The following is a 15,732-nucleotide window of genomic DNA, read 5'->3' as shown; positions in this document are numbered from 1 at the left end:
TGGTATGATAATTGTGGAACTTTTAATTCTCAACCGTGTTACGCGGGCCATCCATGTTTCACAAAGGAGACGCAACATGCGCAGAAGTGGTTTCACACTGATCGAATTGCTCGTCGTCATCGCGATCATCGCGATCCTTGCCGCAATCCTCTTTCCCGTGTTCGCCCGTGCTCGCGAGAAGGCCCGGCAGTCAAGTTGTCTGTCAAACGCGAAGCAGATCGGCCTTGGGCTGCTGATGTACGCGCAGGACTGGGACGAGCGGCTCCCCGCCTCATACCAGTGGGTAACCGAGCCCAACCAGTGGCCGCTGTATTCCTGGCGCCATGCGATGCTGAGCTACGTGAAAAACAACCAGATCTTCGTCTGCCCGTCCGATGGGTCTCCCGGCAATGACCCGACATCCCCGTCTCTCGGACCAGTCAGCTACTCTGCCAACATTGCCCTGATGCCTGGCGTCCGCGGCCAGTTCAATGCTTCCATAGGGGGCATTACGCATCCCGCGGAGACTTTTATGATCTTTGACGCGTGGGCATCCAGTCGCTGGTGCGCCCAGAATAACTCGGTCATCGGTGGCGGCGCTGCGTGCTATGCCCGGCCCTGTGGAATCCGGCCTGACGGGGTCGACCTGACCCGCCACAATGACGGGTTCAACGTCTGTCTCGCCGACGGCCATGCCAAGTGGTACAAAGGTGGCGACGCTGACAGGAACGTGGCCGCTTACTGGAATAAGACCCGCTAAGGCCGCGCAATGCCCGGAAACGGGTCCTGCCCGCACATCTCTCAGCCGCGGCGCCTGCCGCGGCTGAGTTGATTCCGGGAAGTCCATTCCCCGGCATCCCGCGCAGGAAACCGCCGCCGCCAGGAGGAACACCCTAATACAGTACCGATCTGTCGCCAGGGGAGTGTATCCACATGTGGGCCTATCACGGATCGCTGGCTGCAAGTGTCTTGCTTCTTGCGCTTCCTTGCTTCGGACAGCCGAATGTCCCCGAAGGAATGGTGCTTGTTCCTGCGGGGGAGTTCACCATGGGCAGCGAAGGCAAGGCCATCGATGAGGATGCGATGGAGCGACCGGTGCACACCGTCAGCCTCCCGGCCTTCCTTATCGACCGCCTCGAGGTGACCGTTGCTGAATATGCAGGGTTCCTGAATGAGGCGAAGCGCACGGCCGATGATCAGGGACGGGAATTCCTGGGCATGCCGGCCTATTCACCCGTCGAGCAGGTGAATGGTGAATGGCGGCCAAAGCCGGGCAGGGAGCGATTCCCGATGACCAATGTGACCTGGTACGGCGCGCGGGCCTACGCGCAATGGGCCGGCAAGCGCCTGCCCACCGAGGCCGAGTGGGAGAAAGCCGCTCGGGGCACCGACGCGCGGAAGTTCCCCTGGGGCGCGGGATTGGACTACGGGCGCATGCGTTTCGGGCAGGACGCCATCGGTCCCGTGGGGGAGAAGCCCGCCGGCGCTTCACCCTTCGGCTGCCTGGATATGGCCGGTAACGCCTGGGAATGGACCAGCAGCCTGTTCAAGCCCTACCCGTATGCCGCCGACGATGGGCGGGAAGATCCGGCGACCGAGGGCAGGAGAGTTGCCAGGGGAGGCAGCTGGACCGGGGAGCCGCATATCGCCACGACGACGTACCGCTTCAGGCCCGAGCCCGACTTCGCTCATGCCTACCTCGGATTCCGCTGCGCTAGGGACGTGGAGTAACGAGGCGGCTCTGAACAATACCTCGTTGTTCCCGGCGTGATCCGAGACCATGGAGGCCACCAGGCATGCACCCAACGACCAGACTGAGTCGTCGTCTGGCGCCCTTGCTGGCTCTGCTTACAGTCATCAGCTCGGCAGGGGCCGACTGCTACTTCACCATCCTGCACTTCAATGATTTCCATGGATACCTGGAGCCGGTGAAAAGCGGCGACGAGACGGTGGGGGGCATCGCGCGCATTGCTACGGCTGCGGATGGGGTCCAGCGGTGGAACCGTGATCACGGCAACGCCACGCTCTTCGTGGAGGCAGGGGACATACTCCAGGGCACACCCATGTCCATGATTTATCGGGGCGAGCCGGATGTGAAATGCCTGAACCTCATGGACCTGGACCTCATGTGCGTGGGCAACCACGAGTTCGATTTTGGCCAGGACAACTTCCATCGCATCGCGGGCATGGCCGAGTTCGGAATCCTGTCGGCCAATATCTACCGCGAGGCCGACGGGCAGCGCCTCGTGAACCCCTGGGCCCTCCTGCCCCTGCCTGACGGGACCCAATGCGCCATCATTGGCTTGACGTCCAAGGATACCGCGGTGGAGACGCTCCCGAAAAACGTGGCCGGACTGCGTTTTGCCGACCCCATCGAGGAATGCCGCAGGCTGCTGGTTGAGATCGGTGGACAGGCGGAATTCCTGGTCGCGCTCAGTCACCTCGGCTATGAGGAGGACCTCAAGCTCGCGGCGGCCTGCCCGGAGCTTGATGTGATCATCGGCGCCCACAGCCATACCGTGCTGGAACGGCCCGTGCGAGTGGGCAAGACCCTCATCTGCCAGGCCGGGAGCTACGGGCGGTATCTGGGGCAACTTGATATGCTGGTTCGCGATGGGGACGTGGCGAAACACCGCGGATTCCTGCGTGAGATGAATGACGCCGTGCCCCAAGACCCGGAGGTCAAGGCGGTTGTGGACGCGTACGCGGAGAAGCTCGAGGAGCGGCTGGGGGAGGTGATCGCCAGGACCATGGTGGACCTGGACGGCGAGCGGGACAACCTGCGCAGCCGGGAGACCAATCTGGGCAACCTGATCTGCGACCTGCTGCGTGAGTACACTCGGGCGGATGTCTGCCTCGTGAACGCCGGCGGCATTCGCGCATCCATTCCCGCCGGGCCGATCACGGTTGGCTCGGTACTCAAGGCGGTACCCTTCAGCAACCGCATTGCCACCAAGCGCGTCTCCGGGGACCAGCTCTGGCGGGCCCTGGAGCGGTCGGCAAGTCTGGAGCGTCCCGCCGGCGGGTTCTTCCAGGTGTCCGGGGTGAGCCTTGTGATCGACGGCAAGGCGCTGGAGTCCGTGATGGTGGGGGACAAGCCGCTGGACCGCAGCGCCACGTATACACTTGCGGCTCCCGAGTTTCTGCTGCAGGGCGGGGACGGGTACGAGGTCATGACCGAGGGCGAGGAGCCGGTGTACCTGGGGTTCACCGACAACGCGATCGTGATCGATACCCTCAAGGAACGCGGGACAGTGAGCCCGGCAATTGAGGGGAGAATTGTGATCAAGTAGGCTCCAGGCGGCAATGCTCCCCGAAGCAGAGCTCGCGGCGTGTTGCCGGCTGAGGACATGATGGTCGCCCGGTTGCCTATAGTGGCGCGGGGCAGCTTCGCCGCGGATTGGTCCATTCCCCCCGGCGATGCAGGACCGTGCCCGACCGCCGCCGAAATCACAGTCAGCTAACCAAGGCTGAATGGGCCGATTCACGGATTCGCGGCCACTGCGGGGAATGAGAACGATGCGAGCCTGCACGATGCTTGTCCTTGGCGCCGTGCTGATGCTGGCGATGATCGGGTGCGGTGGAGCGGGAACCGAGACCGGCGTGCTTTACCCGGGAGGGTTCTCAGCCACGCCGGCATACAGTGCCTGCCCGGCCGAGGAGAAGGCGGTTCTGAAGGTCGTCGCGGGATCACAACTTGGTTCGGCGGCGAACGTGGTCGTGTCCATGTCCGCCAGGAGTGGCACTGCGAGCAAGACAGCATGGATCAGGCTGGATGAGCGGGGCACTGCAGATTATTCCTTTGACACCACGGGTCTTCCGACAGGTCTGTGGAAGCTCACTCTGCTCAGCAGCGAGCTCTCGGCCAACGGAACTGCGTATGTCGATGTGCTGCCACGCAAGAAGTGGGATGAATTCAATGCTGCCGCTCAGCAAGCGAGCCCGGGCACTCTCCCGGCGCATTACCTGTTCCTCGGCGACAGTCTCACCGACTTCTCCCGCGGGTTCAACTACGTGGACCAGGTGGCTTACTGGCTGCAGAAGACCTGCGGCGGGCAGTTCAGCTTCAGGAACGCAGGAGTGGGAGGGGATTTCATCATCCGTGTCTGGCAGAGGCTGAACGAGAGCCCGAAGGCGTACCGCCTCGACGCCTACGACGGGCTGTTCGACCCGCCGCCTACGCGCATCTTCATTTTCCTGGGGCACAATGACAGCAAACTCACCAGCGCATCCGGGTTCACGCTGCCGATGGTTTCCCTCGAGGATTTCGAGACCACATATGCCAAGGTGGTCCAGCGCCTGAAGAGCCTGACCGGGGCACCGGTGACGGTGATGTCATCGACATCCTCCGTCTACGAGATCACCCTGCCCTTGGCGGAGCAGCTCCTTGCATCACGAGGGACGGCATCGCTGTTCGGCAAGCCAGAGATGCTAGAGCAGTTCAACGCGCTAGCGCGCAAAGTGGCGCAGGAGAACGGTTGCGACTACGTGGACGTCTATGAGCCGACCCGGACCCATCCCGAGAAACGGAAGCTGTTCACCTCGGATGGCGTACACTTGACTGTTGAGGGGAACCACCTGATCGCGCTGGAACTCCTCAAATACCTGGGAAGGCGTTAGCGAACTACCGGGATGTGCGGTTCAGCGCACGAACCAGCGCATCCCACAGCGCATGACGCGGTCGTCGAACTTCAGCGTGTAGGGGTCACAGCGGCGGTATACTACGTGACCGTCGGTACGCGCCATGATCCAGCCGAAATCCCAGGCCCGCGACTCATAGCGCATCGGGATCGCAGGCCGCACCCGCACCAGGGGATGTGACCCAACCATGAACAGGTTCCTGTCGGTATAGTGGTAGCCCGGCCCTGCCTGCACAATGAGCTCATGCGTCAGTGCGCTATCTACGGACAGATCATCGCAGATCCCACTCACCGCGATTTTCAGGGCGCACCCGTCGAAGAAGGCCTCCGTGAGCACCTCGAGTGAGCCAGAGCGCACGGTCCCCTGCGCATCATGGCTGTAAAGCTCCGTCCAGTCGTCGCGGACCATGTATCGGAACACACCGAAGTCGAAGATGAAATTGTGACAGGGCGCGTTTGCTCCCGTATCCCAGGTGTCCAGCACATGATAGCGCGGCATGTTCGCCGGGGGCTGGTCGGGGGAGCGACCGGTGACGGAACTGCACTCCGCCCCGTCGAGAAACGGGCGTGCGATAGCCTGCCGACCGTCCTGGTTGTACAGAAAGAAGGACATCGACGGTCGTGGCCCGAAGCCCACAGGCAACTCAATGGGCTGCCGGAGGGTCATGACACCTGCGGCCCAGCGGTCATCTACAAGGTAGGTTGCGCCGAACTCCGCCACCTCGCGGATCAATTCCGGGCAGTCCGAGCTGGTATCGATGTGCTCATTGTGACGGAAGGTGGTGCCGATGCGCAAGTCGGCGCCGCGACGGATCGCATCCAAGAGGGCAACTGTGCTGCCGGCTGTCACATTGCGCTGCTCGTTGAGTTCCAGGGCGCAGGTCCAATAGCTCCGGTTCAAGGCGATCCCTCCGTTCGCGGGCTGGAGCGCGCATTTCGCCCTGCCCGGCAGGCCTGCCTCCCACGTCGGTGGCCCATCAAGCAGGAAGCACGCCGTGCGCGGTGAACTCCTCACATGTAGAAAGCCCACTTGCACACATCAGGAGGCCGGTTCCATGTCCAGAGTGCGTGGCGAAATGATCCTGACGATTGCGGTCTGCATGCTCGCGGCGTTCGTGATAGCGCTGCCCGCAGCGGCGCAGGAAGAGACGCGCGAACAGAAGGACGCACGGATGAAGTGGTGGCGCGAGGCCCGGTTCGGGATGTTCATCCACTGGGGACTGTACGCGGTTCCGGCGGGAACTTGGAACGGGAAGCAGATCGGCGGCATCGGCGAATGGATTATGCACCAGGCGAAGATCCCGGTGAAGGACTACGCCGAGCTTGCCGGGCAATTCAACCCCGTGAAGTTCAATGCGGATGAGTGGGTGTCGATCGCGAAAAACGCCGGGATGAAGTACATCATCATCACCGCGAAGCACCACGACGGATTCGCGATGTTCAAGTCGGCCGCGAGCCCGTTCAACATCTACGACGCCACACCTTTCAAGCGCGACCCTCTCGCGGAACTGGCCGAAGCGTGCCGCAGGCAGGGCATGAAGCTGGGTTTCTACTACTCGGAGGCCCAGGACTGGCATCATCCGGGCGGGGCAGCGGCCGGCGGTCACTGGGACCCGGCGCAGGACGGAGATATGGACGAGTACATCCGCAAGATCGCGGTTCCCCAGGTGCGGGAGCTCCTCTCGAACTACGGACCGCTGGGGGTACTGTGGTGGGACACTCCCACAGGTATGACCCCGGAGCGCGCCCGGGAGTTTCTGCCCCTGCTCAAGCTGCAGCCGGGGATCATCACCAACAACCGGCTGGGTGGGGGATACGGCGGCGACATCGAGACCCCTGAACAGCACATCCCGGCCACGGGCTACAAGGACAGGGACTGGGAGACGTGCATGACGATGAATGACACGTGGGGCTACAAGTCCTACGACAACAACTGGAAGTCAGTGGAGACGCTCCTGCGCAATCTGGTGGACATTGCCAGCAAAGGCGGGAACTACCTGCTGAATGTCGGGCCGACCGCCGAGGGGCTCATCCCACAACCCAGTGTGGCGCGTCTCGCAGCAATCGGCAAGTGGCTCGAGGCCAACGGCGAATCGATCTACGCCACGAACGCCGGACCCTTCAAGAAGCTGCCCTGGGGCCGGTGCACCACGAAACCGGGCAAGCTTTATCTGCACGTGTTCCACTGGCCGACCGACGGTGTGCTGAATGTACCCATGTCGGCCACGGTTTCGCGAGCATACCTGCTGGCCGAGACGGGCAAGGTGCTGACCGTGAGCAGCTCCGATCGCGGCTGCGCTATCCAGCTTCCAGCGACCGCACCGGACCCCATCGACACGGTGGTGGTGGCCGAAGTGTCCGGGACTGTGGAGCCGTTGGCGGCGACACTGGTGCAGGAAAAGGACGGGACGATCCGGCTCAATGCGGCGGACGCCGAGATCGTCGGCGAAAATGCGAAGCTGGAGGGACAGAAAGACCTGAACATTGGCTTCTGGACCAATGTGAATGACTTCGCGCAATGGCAGGTGCGGGTGGACAAGCCGGGGGCATTTGAGGTCGAGGTGACTTACGCCTGCGACACTAACAGCGGGGACAGCGAGTACGTGGTGGTTATCGGGAACCAGGCGGTGGTGGGCAGGACCGAGGTCACTGGAAGCTGGACGAACTATCGCACTGTAAGCCTCGGTGGCATACGGCTCAATGACCCGGGAGTGTTCAATGCGATGGTGCGAGGCCTGCGCAAGCCGGGCCTGGCGCTGATGAACCTGCGGTCTGTTGTGCTGAAACCGGTTGCCGAGTAGCCTGCAGGGCTCAGCGCAAGGATTCTGGCCTGCCGAGAGCCAATGTGTGACCGAGAGCCCGAACGCCGGGTGCAGTCCCGAGCTGCGGACAGTCTCGATGCGGGTTGCGATACTGAGAGGAGGATGCAAGGTGCGCAGAGCGATGCTGGACCTGCTGATGGTGGGGATCTGGGCGTCGTTCGCTGCCCTGGCACAGGGAGAGCCGGTTCACCAGGAGACTAGGCTCGGGCCCCTCCCTGAGACCTTTATCGGGCAGGCGAGGGTGGACAGCGACGGGTGGAACATCGCGGGGGTATCCTCCCGGGACGGGAAAGTGCATGTCTGGTTCAACGGTGTCGAAGGGCCGGCGTATGACGACATCGCCAAAGGCCACCCGGTACTCAGCCCAACGGGGGGCAGGATTGCGGCAGATGTGTGTCTCGGAGCGTGGCAGGGAGGGCAGCACTTCGCGGTGATCGACGCGACGACAAGCGAGCCCTATGATGCCTTGTTCGGGCCCACTTTCCTCGCCGAAGGCAAGCGCGTCTGGGCTATCGGGTGGCACGGGGCGAAGCTGGTGCCTATCGTTGACGGGACTGCGGGTGCGGAGTGGGACCAGATCGCGGACCCGGTGGTTACCGACGACGGGATGCACCTTGCCTATGCAGCGCGGTCCGGCGACAAGTGGACGGTCACCGTGGACGGCGCGGCAGGCCCGGCATGGGACGAAGTTGCGGGAATCATCTACCATCAGGCCGCCCAGGGCTTCACCTACGCCGGGCGCAGGGGCGAACAGTGGTTCCTTTGGGCCAAGGGGACAGAGCTCGGGCCCTACGAGGAAGTGGCCCCTTTCTCGCCGGAGATCGATCCACAGGGCAGACTGGTTTTCCGGGCCAAGACGGAAGGCTTCTGGCGGGTGTACGTGAATGGGCAGGCGACAGTTGCGGCGGATGAAATCGGGGACTACATGATCCGGGCTACTCCCCAGAGCGACCCGGTCACAGTGGGCAAGCTCGGCGAGAAATGGGCGGTCTTCACCGGCGAACAGCCGGGTCCGCTGTTCGACGAGATCATGGCCATGACGCCTGTTGTCACCCCGGGCGGGAAGCTGACGTATGCCGCGCGCGATGGAGAGCAGTGGAAAGTCGTGGTAGGCGGCGCCGAGTTCGGGCCGTACCAGGAGGTCCACTATAGTTCCCCGACCATCAGCTCAAATGGCCGCGTTGCCTACATCGTGCGCAAGGAAGAAAAATGGCACGTGCTGCTGGACGGGACGGAGAGCCCGGCCTATGAGGACTTCGTATATCACGAGAAGTCCTTCGCACTGGATTTCAGCGACGACGGCGCACACGTTGCTTGGGCCGCGAAGCGCAATGGCAAGGCGGTCGTTGTGGTGGATGGCGTCGAGGGGCCAGAGTATGATGATATCGTAGTGTCCGTTCCCCTTTTTCTGCCCGGGAGCAGCGCGCCCACGTATGTGGGTCGCGTGGGGCCGAAAGATCGCCTCGTGCTCAAGGGTGAGGCAATGCCGGAGCACGATCAGGTCTTCGTGGAGACGGATTGGTCGGAAGACAACGGTCCGGTGATGGTCGCCGCGGTCTTCACCGACGGCGAGAAGCAGTGCGTCTGGGCGAATGGCCGGCAGGGCGCATGGTATGAGGAGGTGGGGGACATCAACAGGTCCGCGGACGGCGCGCGCATCTGTTACGGGGCGAAGAAAGGAGACAAGTGGGTGGCCGTCGTGGACGGCGTTGAGTGGCCCGAGTGTGACGCCCTCGCCCAGAGCCCGTGGTTTGACGCATCCGGTAAGCATGCCGCCTGCATCGGCAAGTTTGGCGAGCAGATGGCGATCATCCTCGACGGCGTCACTCAGCCGCTCTATGAGAGCCTGCGCGGACCCTTCAGTTATCATGTCTCCGAGGGTTTCAGCGCCGACGGAAAGCGGTTTGCATACATCGCCGAGAACGGCGACCAGAGCTTCATGGTCGTGGACGGCGTGCAGGGCCCGGCGTACAGCTGGATCCCGGGCGACGGCCCGCCAAAGTACCGTCCCGATGGGACGCTGGAGTACCTGGGGGTGCGGGACAAGGTGCTTTACCGGGTGCGAGTGGCCCCGGCGAACTGAGGGCCGGCCAGGACTCAACCGGGGACGGGTGAAGCGCGGGACGCTCGCCCGTCTCCGAGGCGTTCCGCTCTACTGCCCCGGGGTCTGAAGCGAGCTCCAAACCTCTTCAACCACTGGCCGAATCGCGGCGGTCCAATCCACATAGACTTCGGGCTTCACGTGGAGCATGTCGGGCAGGAAGCGGTCTGCAATCACCTGGCCGTCTCCGTCAAGAAGCGTGTGGGTGATGTCCACATAGCGCAACTTCGGGTCCGCCTCGCAGAGGGCCTTGAGCGCGGCGTTTGCGGCCAGGTACTTGTCCCACAGCTTCCAGCGCGATGGGCTGGGCTTGTTGGACACGAAAATGAACCGGGTCGCGGGCAGCGAAGCGCGGACGCGTTCGATGAAAAGGGTCACGTACTTGATGTAGTTTTCCACAGTCACTGTGCTCGCGGGCATGTCATTGTCGCCGATGTATACCACCACGAGCTTCGGCCTGCGTGCCACCACGGCGCGGTCCGCGTAGTACCACAGTTGTGCGCTGTTCGAACCCCCGAATGCCCGGTTGACCACGGGCAGCGGGGCCATGTCCTCCGTCACCGTTTTCCAGCCGACGAAACTCGAGCTTCCCACGAAGACGATTCCGGTGGGTTCGGGGTGTTGGGCGTCGTACTTCGCGAACTGTTGCATGTTTGAATCGAAGTTCAGCCCAATACGCCTCCCTTCGTGTACAGCAATGCGCTTGCCGTTCTCGGTGATGATCTCCGGCTCCGCAGCCAGTGCCAGCGTAGCAATGAGCGTCAACAGTAACAGTGCGGCCACGAGCTTCCTCATCATGGTTCCCTTCGTCTGTTGTCAGGCGCCGCTGCGCAGCTCGCCCGCCACGTCCATGAGCGCCTTCACGTTCTCCCAGGGGAACCCCGGGTCGATCTCGACGTAGAGCCACGAGCCGCCCTGGGCGGTCTGGAAAACCTCAAGCAGATCGAATACGTGGCGGCGGACTTCATCCGGGGTTGCCCGCTGCATGGTTCCTCCACGGTCTGGGTGGAGTTCCACCGTGAGGCCCAGGTCTCGGCAGATGGCCGCTAGTTCGCGCACATCGTAGGCGGTGATCTGCGGCCAGATCACGTCAACGCCCAGTTCGCGCAGGTCGGGCAGGATCGGCGCAATGTGTCCGCAGCAGTGGAACAGGATATGCTTACCGGCAGCGCGTATTGGCGCGAACAGCTCCTCGTAGCGGGGCTTGAAAAACCGGCGCCAGACCGGCGGAGAGAAGATGCAGGCGCTGTTTGTGCCAAAGTCGTCGCCGAAGCAAATGCCGTCCACGTCCAGCGCGAGGCTGTAGTCTACCAGCTTGCGGCAGTAGCCCACAAGCATGTCGCCGATGCGGTTCGCCTCGGGTGTGTCCTGGGTGATGTCCATGAGCACGTCTTCGAAGGGCCGGATGGAGCAGAATTTCTCGAACAACGATCCACCGCCGCCGATGGAGTACCAGGTCTGCTTGTGAGTGGCGACCTGAGCCTTATGGCTCTCGAACCCGGGGCCTTCAGGGATGCCCACTGGGGGCGGCTCATAGGTGTCCAGGGCTGCCAGGTCGCTCAGGGGCCACTCCACCGGGTGCCCCCAGATTCCGAAGATTCGGTACTCCCACCGCGTCCCCCAGTCATCGGTCCTGAACTCGTGATAGCGGCCGTCAGGGTCGAATGCCTCGGGACCGGGCGGTGTTGGGAGCGTCAGGTCAGATAGGTCGCCGAAATCGTGGCCACACTCCTTGATGGCCTCGAGGAGCTTCTCGCCATGCTCGTACAGGCCGCCGGGAGCGGGGTAGATGCGAACGGGGACCCGATCGGGTGCTTCGAAGCGGATGGCGCTCATGACTCGCCGGCGTGACGCGTCGCTCATCATTGTGGGCCTTTCACTGGTTTCGGATTGCATCTCAGTTCGCTGCTAGCGCCAGGGACTTGTGGGTCACGATGGTGAACGGGTCGCCCACGCCCACGTCCAGGATCTCATACTCGCCCTCGGGGTGGAAGTCGGAGATCGCCGCCGGGTCCGCCAAAACGAAAGCGCTCTCCGTCGCAGTCGTCAGGCGCACGGGTGCTCCGTCGGGCAGGGCCCGTGCCGGTTTCCCATTGAAGATCCCCGGGTTCATCCGCAGCTTCATCACTGGCGTGCGGCTGGCGAAGCTCGCGTTGCCCGCGTTGACGGAGGCAATCGCCCCGCGGGCAACGGTGAGGGGCATATTCAGGCCCAGGCGCCAGAGACCCTCCGGGAGGGCCTCTACGGATGTAATCGTGTAAACGGCGGGACAGACGTAGGCCTGGTTCTCCAGCTTGATCTTCGAACCTACGAGACTTGCGTCCGGCGTGGGGCAGCGGTCATCCAGACGCACCGAGATCGCGGGCGCCGATGGGTCCACGGTCACAACCTGCCCAGTGAGGTTGCCGGGCGACGAGAGTGTGTGACCGTCGCACGCCAATTCCCCGCCGCCCACGAGCATCAGTTTCGTCGGTTGGCCCGAGCGGGTGGTAACGAGTCCGAAGGCCCCCCGGAATCGGATATTATGGCCGTCCACCTGCAACTGCCGAACCGTATCCATATCAAGCGCGCTGAGAACGTAGTCCACGCGCGGCCCAGCACTGTCACTGGCCTCAACACGCATGGCCACGGCATCGCAGTCCGTGAGCGTCCCATCCCCCGATGGTGTGATCTCGAGGCGCTGCATTGCGGTGACGGATGATGGGCCGTCTACTGCCTCCAACACCGTGAGAAACGCCGTGCCCTGGGCCGTGTCTTCACGGATGTCTCGCAGGATAAGATGGCCTTCCAAAGGCGCCTGCCCGCGGACCCCGTAACCTTCGGCGGCGGCCCGGATTACCTCGCGCCCGGGGCTCCCTGCCGCGAACAGGTGCAGCGCCCCGCCTGTCTTATCGGAGACCTTCAATGCGCCCGCGGCCGCCGAGTAGGTGGGGTCAATGCGCGCCCAGTCGGCCTCGGAGAGCGGCGCTTCGAAGTTCATGCGGATGGTATCGCCACCGTCGGGAGTGATCTCGAAATCGCGGTATTCCCAGTCGTAGTTGTAGTAGTGAAGAAGCCCTACGGATCCGCTCTCCCCCGGTGAACCCGTCACATCCACGCGGCCCGAGGGCCGGCCGTCGACAGTCATCGTCGCCTGGGCGCCGCGGACCTTCACCTCGACCTTCACCGGCTTGCCCACGGACAGCTCGGTGGCCGGGAGCATGATGACCCGGCGGCTTTGCACCGTGGAGGGCTGGGTGGCGAAGACGAAGACGGCGCGTTCGCGGTCGCCTCCCGCTTTGCCGGTGCGGATCATGGTGAATCGCACGTCGCAGTTGGTGAACTGCCGGCGGGTCAGGAGATAGCGGTCGGGCTGGGAGACGCCTTTGCGGAACTCCCAGGAGGCCTTCAGATTGCCGGCCGTGTGTGCACGGTGCAGGTCGAACAGGAATCCGTAGCCGGCGCGGGTCATGGGCGGCACATCTTCGCCGAGAAGGCACCCTTCGGGCTGGTGGGTCCAGTCGGCGGGCTGGTCGAGGGTCACTGTGAGGTTTTCCGGAGCCGCCAGGGAGTGGAACAGATAATCTCGAGTCCTCGCTCCTGCCACCCGGAAGATGTCGGCAAGATACAGTGGCTCACCGTTCGGGTCGCGGACCAGCGCCAGCGTGCGGCGGTAGAGACTGGTCCCCGGGTAAGCTGCCTCGCAGGAAGCCTCCACTGCGTCGCACGCGGGTTCGGTGGCGAAGTACGAGAGCTTGCCGGTCACATTGCCCGTCTGACCGCCCTCGTTCAACATCACCAGGCAGTGGCTTGCGGTGTGCTTCTCCCAGCCGCCGCTTTTCAGGTCCGTCCAGGTGGTGGGGTAGCCCAGGTCGGCGCTGAAGTCATAGCCGTAACGGAAGATGTTGATGGCCAGCTTGTCCGGGTGGCCGTGGCCGTACGCGCCGCGGCTGAAGGTGAAGGGCACGTGCATGCGTGTGGCGGCAGTGTCACCGGCGCGCAGGATCGCAATGCCGCTGTCGTCGAACAGGTGGGAGCGCGGCGGCTCTACCGTCGCTGCTTCTGCCTCCAGCGGCGGGCCTGCATGGAAGATGGTCCACCAGTCCGCGCCGCCGAGACGAAGCTGCTCCAGATCGCCCCCGGCCGCGGCCATGAGTTGCCCGGCGTAGTAGTCCCGCAGTTCAGGCAGCCGCACCAGGGCGCGCTCGAAATACCACGCATAGGGCGGCGTGGTGCGCAGGCTCACGGAGCGCGCCCCGCCCACGTCGCCGATCTGAGGTACCCTGCCGTCGCAGTCCACGTGGCGCAGGAAGTCGTACAGCATCGTCAGGCGGTAGTCGGGGTGGTGATACGGGTCCAACGGCTCCGGGTACTGCGGCGGCGCCTGGAAGCCGTATATCCACTCGGCAATGCGCAGGATCGTCTCCGCGTTGCCCTGGTTGTAGCCGGTTGAATCGTAGATGTATTTCCCATCGCGGAACCAAGAGTTCTGCAGGAGCACCCGCAGGCCCAGGTCGCTTTCCAGCGCTTCGGCGGCGAGTTCCGGGTTGCCAGTTGAATTGGCCAGCGCCGCGAGGGCTGTCATCTCGTACATCCAGAAGTCCCCGTCGAGGTACGGGATCAACCGGTGCAGGTACTCGTAGATATGAGCGAGGAGATTGCGCTGCAAGTGGTGGGCCACGTCCGCGCCGGATACCCTGCCATCGCCGTTCAGGTCAACAAGTCCCTGCGCGGCGAGGTCGTCGGCGAGCTGCTGGTCCTGCATGACCTCGTCCCAGATGAGGTCGCAGCACAGAATGAGGTTCTGCACCAGAAAACGCTCGAAAGTCTGGCCGATGTAACCGTCCTGACGCTGACTGGGGCCTTCGACACAGCCGTCATAGCCGGGGTACAGGTCGGCGAGGCGCGTGAGCATCACTGCGGCCTTGTGGGCGTATTGGGGCTCGCCCGTGAGCGCGTAGGCGAGCGAAAGCTGCATGATCGGGGTTTCGCCACGATACTCGGAACCCCCGTCGGGCTCGTAGGGTGACGAGAAAAGCTTCCCAAGCAAGTAGTAGCGGTACGCGGCAACGAAGTAATAACGCCGGCCGGCATTTGGGAAGCCCTCGGGAGCCAGCCAGCCACTGCCGTCGTCATGCACCACCACGTCTTCGCCGGTGGCGGGATTCTTTACCACCGCCCCGTCGAACCATTCTTCGCCGCCCTTGGAGCACTTCCAGACATAGGGCTTCTCGAGGGTAGCGCTGAAGGTGCTCCGGGCGCCGCCGTGGATCGGGCAGCCCTTCTCGAAACTGGGGCAGATCGCCCTCGGATTGCCCCCGGGGATGAGGCTGCGGATGTACTGGTCGTCTTTCGCCACCCACCAGTCGGCGTCGCGCTGAATGGCTTCCAGAGCTTGTTTCGCCCACGGACGCGTGGCCACGTTCTCGCGGCCTCGGGCAACGTCCTCGCGGTTCACGATGCCCTGGAAGCCTCGGGTCTTGAGGGGGCTCATCGCCCGCGCGATGACCGGCGCCTTGCGCGTATCATCTTCGGCTCTGCGCAGGGCAAGGAGTTCGCTCTCGACGCGTTCCCGGGTTGCCCTTACGTCAACCGGCACGCGAGGTTCCGAGACCTGCCCGAAGGCCTCCAGCTCGGCGACCCACATGCGGCGGTCGGCTCCGAGATTCGCGGCATCCGGCGGCTGGATGATGCGGACGGCGGCCACATTCGCTGCCTGTCCCGTCCATGCACTGGACACCGCCTCATTCCCGGCGGGGCCATATGCCCCCAACTCCTCCCACTGGCCGCCGATGAGACCCGAAACAACCACGCGCGAGGGAGCAAGCGAGCCGGCCCAGTGGATGCGCACGGACTCCAGATCGGCCTCGGCCGGGAAGATCACGGTCAGTGAATGGGTGACCTCCCAATTGTCGGATGCCCAACTGGTAGTGCGCATTCCGTCGCCCGCGCTATTAGTGTTGCCATCGATGGCGAGATGCGCGTGGTAGCCGTCGATGCCCCAGCGATCCCGATGGGTGCTGTCGGCGATTGCCACCGCGCCGTCCAGACGGGCGAGGTTCGCGGGCTGCGCCTGTGCGATAATTGCCTGAAGAAGAAGCGTGAGCATGAGCATGGGGTATCCCTCCGGTTTATGCGGTGGTATTCGACGTGCTGCGGTCGACCTCCTGTGCAGTGCAGGAATGCGCCCAAGATCGGGGAATCTACTCTT

The 15,732-nt window shown here is 63.6% G+C and carries 10 protein-coding genes; 6 read left to right on the top strand and 4 right to left on the bottom strand.

The window, feature by feature from the left end:
* Window positions 1–76 precede the first annotated feature (76 nt).
* The 4 genes from HPY44_13980 to HPY44_13965 all read left to right on the top strand — a co-directional run bounded on the left by HPY44_13980 (window position 77) and on the right by HPY44_13965 (window position 4,599).
* The gene (locus HPY44_13980; protein ID NSW57117.1) at window positions 77–739 is read left to right on the top strand and encodes a DUF1559 domain-containing protein; all 663 of its coding nucleotides are present in this window, start codon (window positions 77–79) and stop codon (window positions 737–739) included.
* A gap of 173 nt (window positions 740–912) precedes the next feature.
* Window positions 913–1,710, top strand: a complete 798-nt coding sequence (locus HPY44_13975; protein ID NSW57116.1) for an SUMF1/EgtB/PvdO family nonheme iron enzyme — start codon at window positions 913–915, stop codon at window positions 1,708–1,710.
* 65 nt (window positions 1,711–1,775) lie between these two features.
* A complete protein-coding gene (locus HPY44_13970) occupies window positions 1,776–3,272 on the top strand; it encodes a 5'-nucleotidase C-terminal domain-containing protein (protein ID NSW57115.1) in 1,497 nt (498 codons plus the stop codon).
* Window positions 3,273–3,498: 226 nt separating this feature from the next.
* Window positions 3,499–4,599: a hypothetical protein gene (locus tag HPY44_13965; GenBank protein ID NSW57114.1), complete on the top strand. Its 1,101-nt coding sequence runs from the start codon at window positions 3,499–3,501 to the stop codon at window positions 4,597–4,599.
* Between the two features lie 21 nt (window positions 4,600–4,620).
* Here HPY44_13965 and HPY44_13960 read toward each other — a convergent pair whose 3' ends face one another.
* Window positions 4,621–5,520 carry a hypothetical protein gene (locus HPY44_13960; GenBank protein NSW57113.1) on the bottom strand — a complete coding sequence of 300 codons (900 nt, stop codon included), beginning with the start codon at window positions 5,518–5,520 and terminating at the stop codon, window positions 4,621–4,623.
* Window positions 5,521–5,719: 199 nt separating this feature from the next.
* Here HPY44_13960 and HPY44_13955 point away from each other — a divergent pair, with 199 nt between their 5' ends.
* Window positions 5,720–7,420 carry an alpha-L-fucosidase gene (locus tag HPY44_13955; GenBank protein NSW57112.1) on the top strand — a complete coding sequence of 567 codons (1,701 nt, stop codon included), beginning with the start codon at window positions 5,720–5,722 and terminating at the stop codon, window positions 7,418–7,420.
* Window positions 7,421–7,550: 130 nt separating this feature from the next.
* A complete protein-coding gene (locus tag HPY44_13950; GenBank protein ID NSW57111.1) occupies window positions 7,551–9,524 on the top strand; it encodes a hypothetical protein in 1,974 nt (657 codons plus the stop codon).
* A gap of 69 nt (window positions 9,525–9,593) precedes the next feature.
* On the opposite strand, the gene HPY44_13945 is transcribed toward HPY44_13950, so the two are convergent.
* Genes HPY44_13945 through HPY44_13935 form a run of 3 tightly spaced genes read right to left on the bottom strand, consistent with a single transcriptional unit; the run spans window position 9,594 to window position 15,636 of the window.
* On the bottom strand, window positions 9,594–10,340 hold the full coding sequence (locus tag HPY44_13945; protein ID NSW57110.1) for a hypothetical protein: 747 nt from the start codon (window positions 10,338–10,340) through the stop codon (window positions 9,594–9,596).
* Window positions 10,341–10,358: 18 nt separating this feature from the next.
* The gene (locus tag HPY44_13940) at window positions 10,359–11,438 is read right to left on the bottom strand and encodes a hypothetical protein (protein ID NSW57109.1); all 1,080 of its coding nucleotides are present in this window, start codon (window positions 11,436–11,438) and stop codon (window positions 10,359–10,361) included.
* Between the two features lies 1 nt (window position 11,439).
* Window positions 11,440–15,636, bottom strand: a complete 4,197-nt coding sequence (locus tag HPY44_13935; protein NSW57108.1) for a heparinase II/III family protein — start codon at window positions 15,634–15,636, stop codon at window positions 11,440–11,442.
* Window positions 15,637–15,732: the final 96 nt, after the last annotated feature.

This window comes from Armatimonadota bacterium, from assembly GCA_013314775.1.
In the GTDB taxonomy this organism is placed as follows: Bacteria; Armatimonadota; Zipacnadia; order Zipacnadales; family JABUFB01; genus JABUFB01.
The sequence above is the reverse complement of the archived record's forward strand: the minus strand, read 5'-3'. Positions and strand labels throughout refer to the sequence as shown.

Bases quoted from the DNA above. Each gene is read 5' to 3' on its own strand.
- HPY44_13975 (NSW57116.1), top strand. From the start codon at position 913: ATGTGGGCCTATCACGGATCGCTGGCTGCAAGTGTCTTGCTTCTTGCG.
- HPY44_13980 (NSW57117.1), top strand. From the start codon at position 77: ATGCGCAGAAGTGGTTTCACACTGATCGAATTGCTCGTCGTCATCGCG.
- HPY44_13945 (NSW57110.1), bottom strand. From the start codon at position 10,340: ATGATGAGGAAGCTCGTGGCCGCACTGTTACTGTTGACGCTCATTGCT.
- HPY44_13935 (NSW57108.1), bottom strand. From the start codon at position 15,636: ATGCTCATGCTCACGCTTCTTCTTCAGGCAATTATCGCACAGGCGCAG.
- HPY44_13940 (NSW57109.1), bottom strand. From the start codon at position 11,438: ATGCAATCCGAAACCAGTGAAAGGCCCACAATGATGAGCGACGCGTCA.
- HPY44_13970 (NSW57115.1), top strand. From the start codon at position 1,776: ATGCACCCAACGACCAGACTGAGTCGTCGTCTGGCGCCCTTGCTGGCT.
- HPY44_13955 (NSW57112.1), top strand. From the start codon at position 5,720: ATGCTCGCGGCGTTCGTGATAGCGCTGCCCGCAGCGGCGCAGGAAGAG.
- HPY44_13965 (NSW57114.1), top strand. From the start codon at position 3,499: ATGCGAGCCTGCACGATGCTTGTCCTTGGCGCCGTGCTGATGCTGGCG.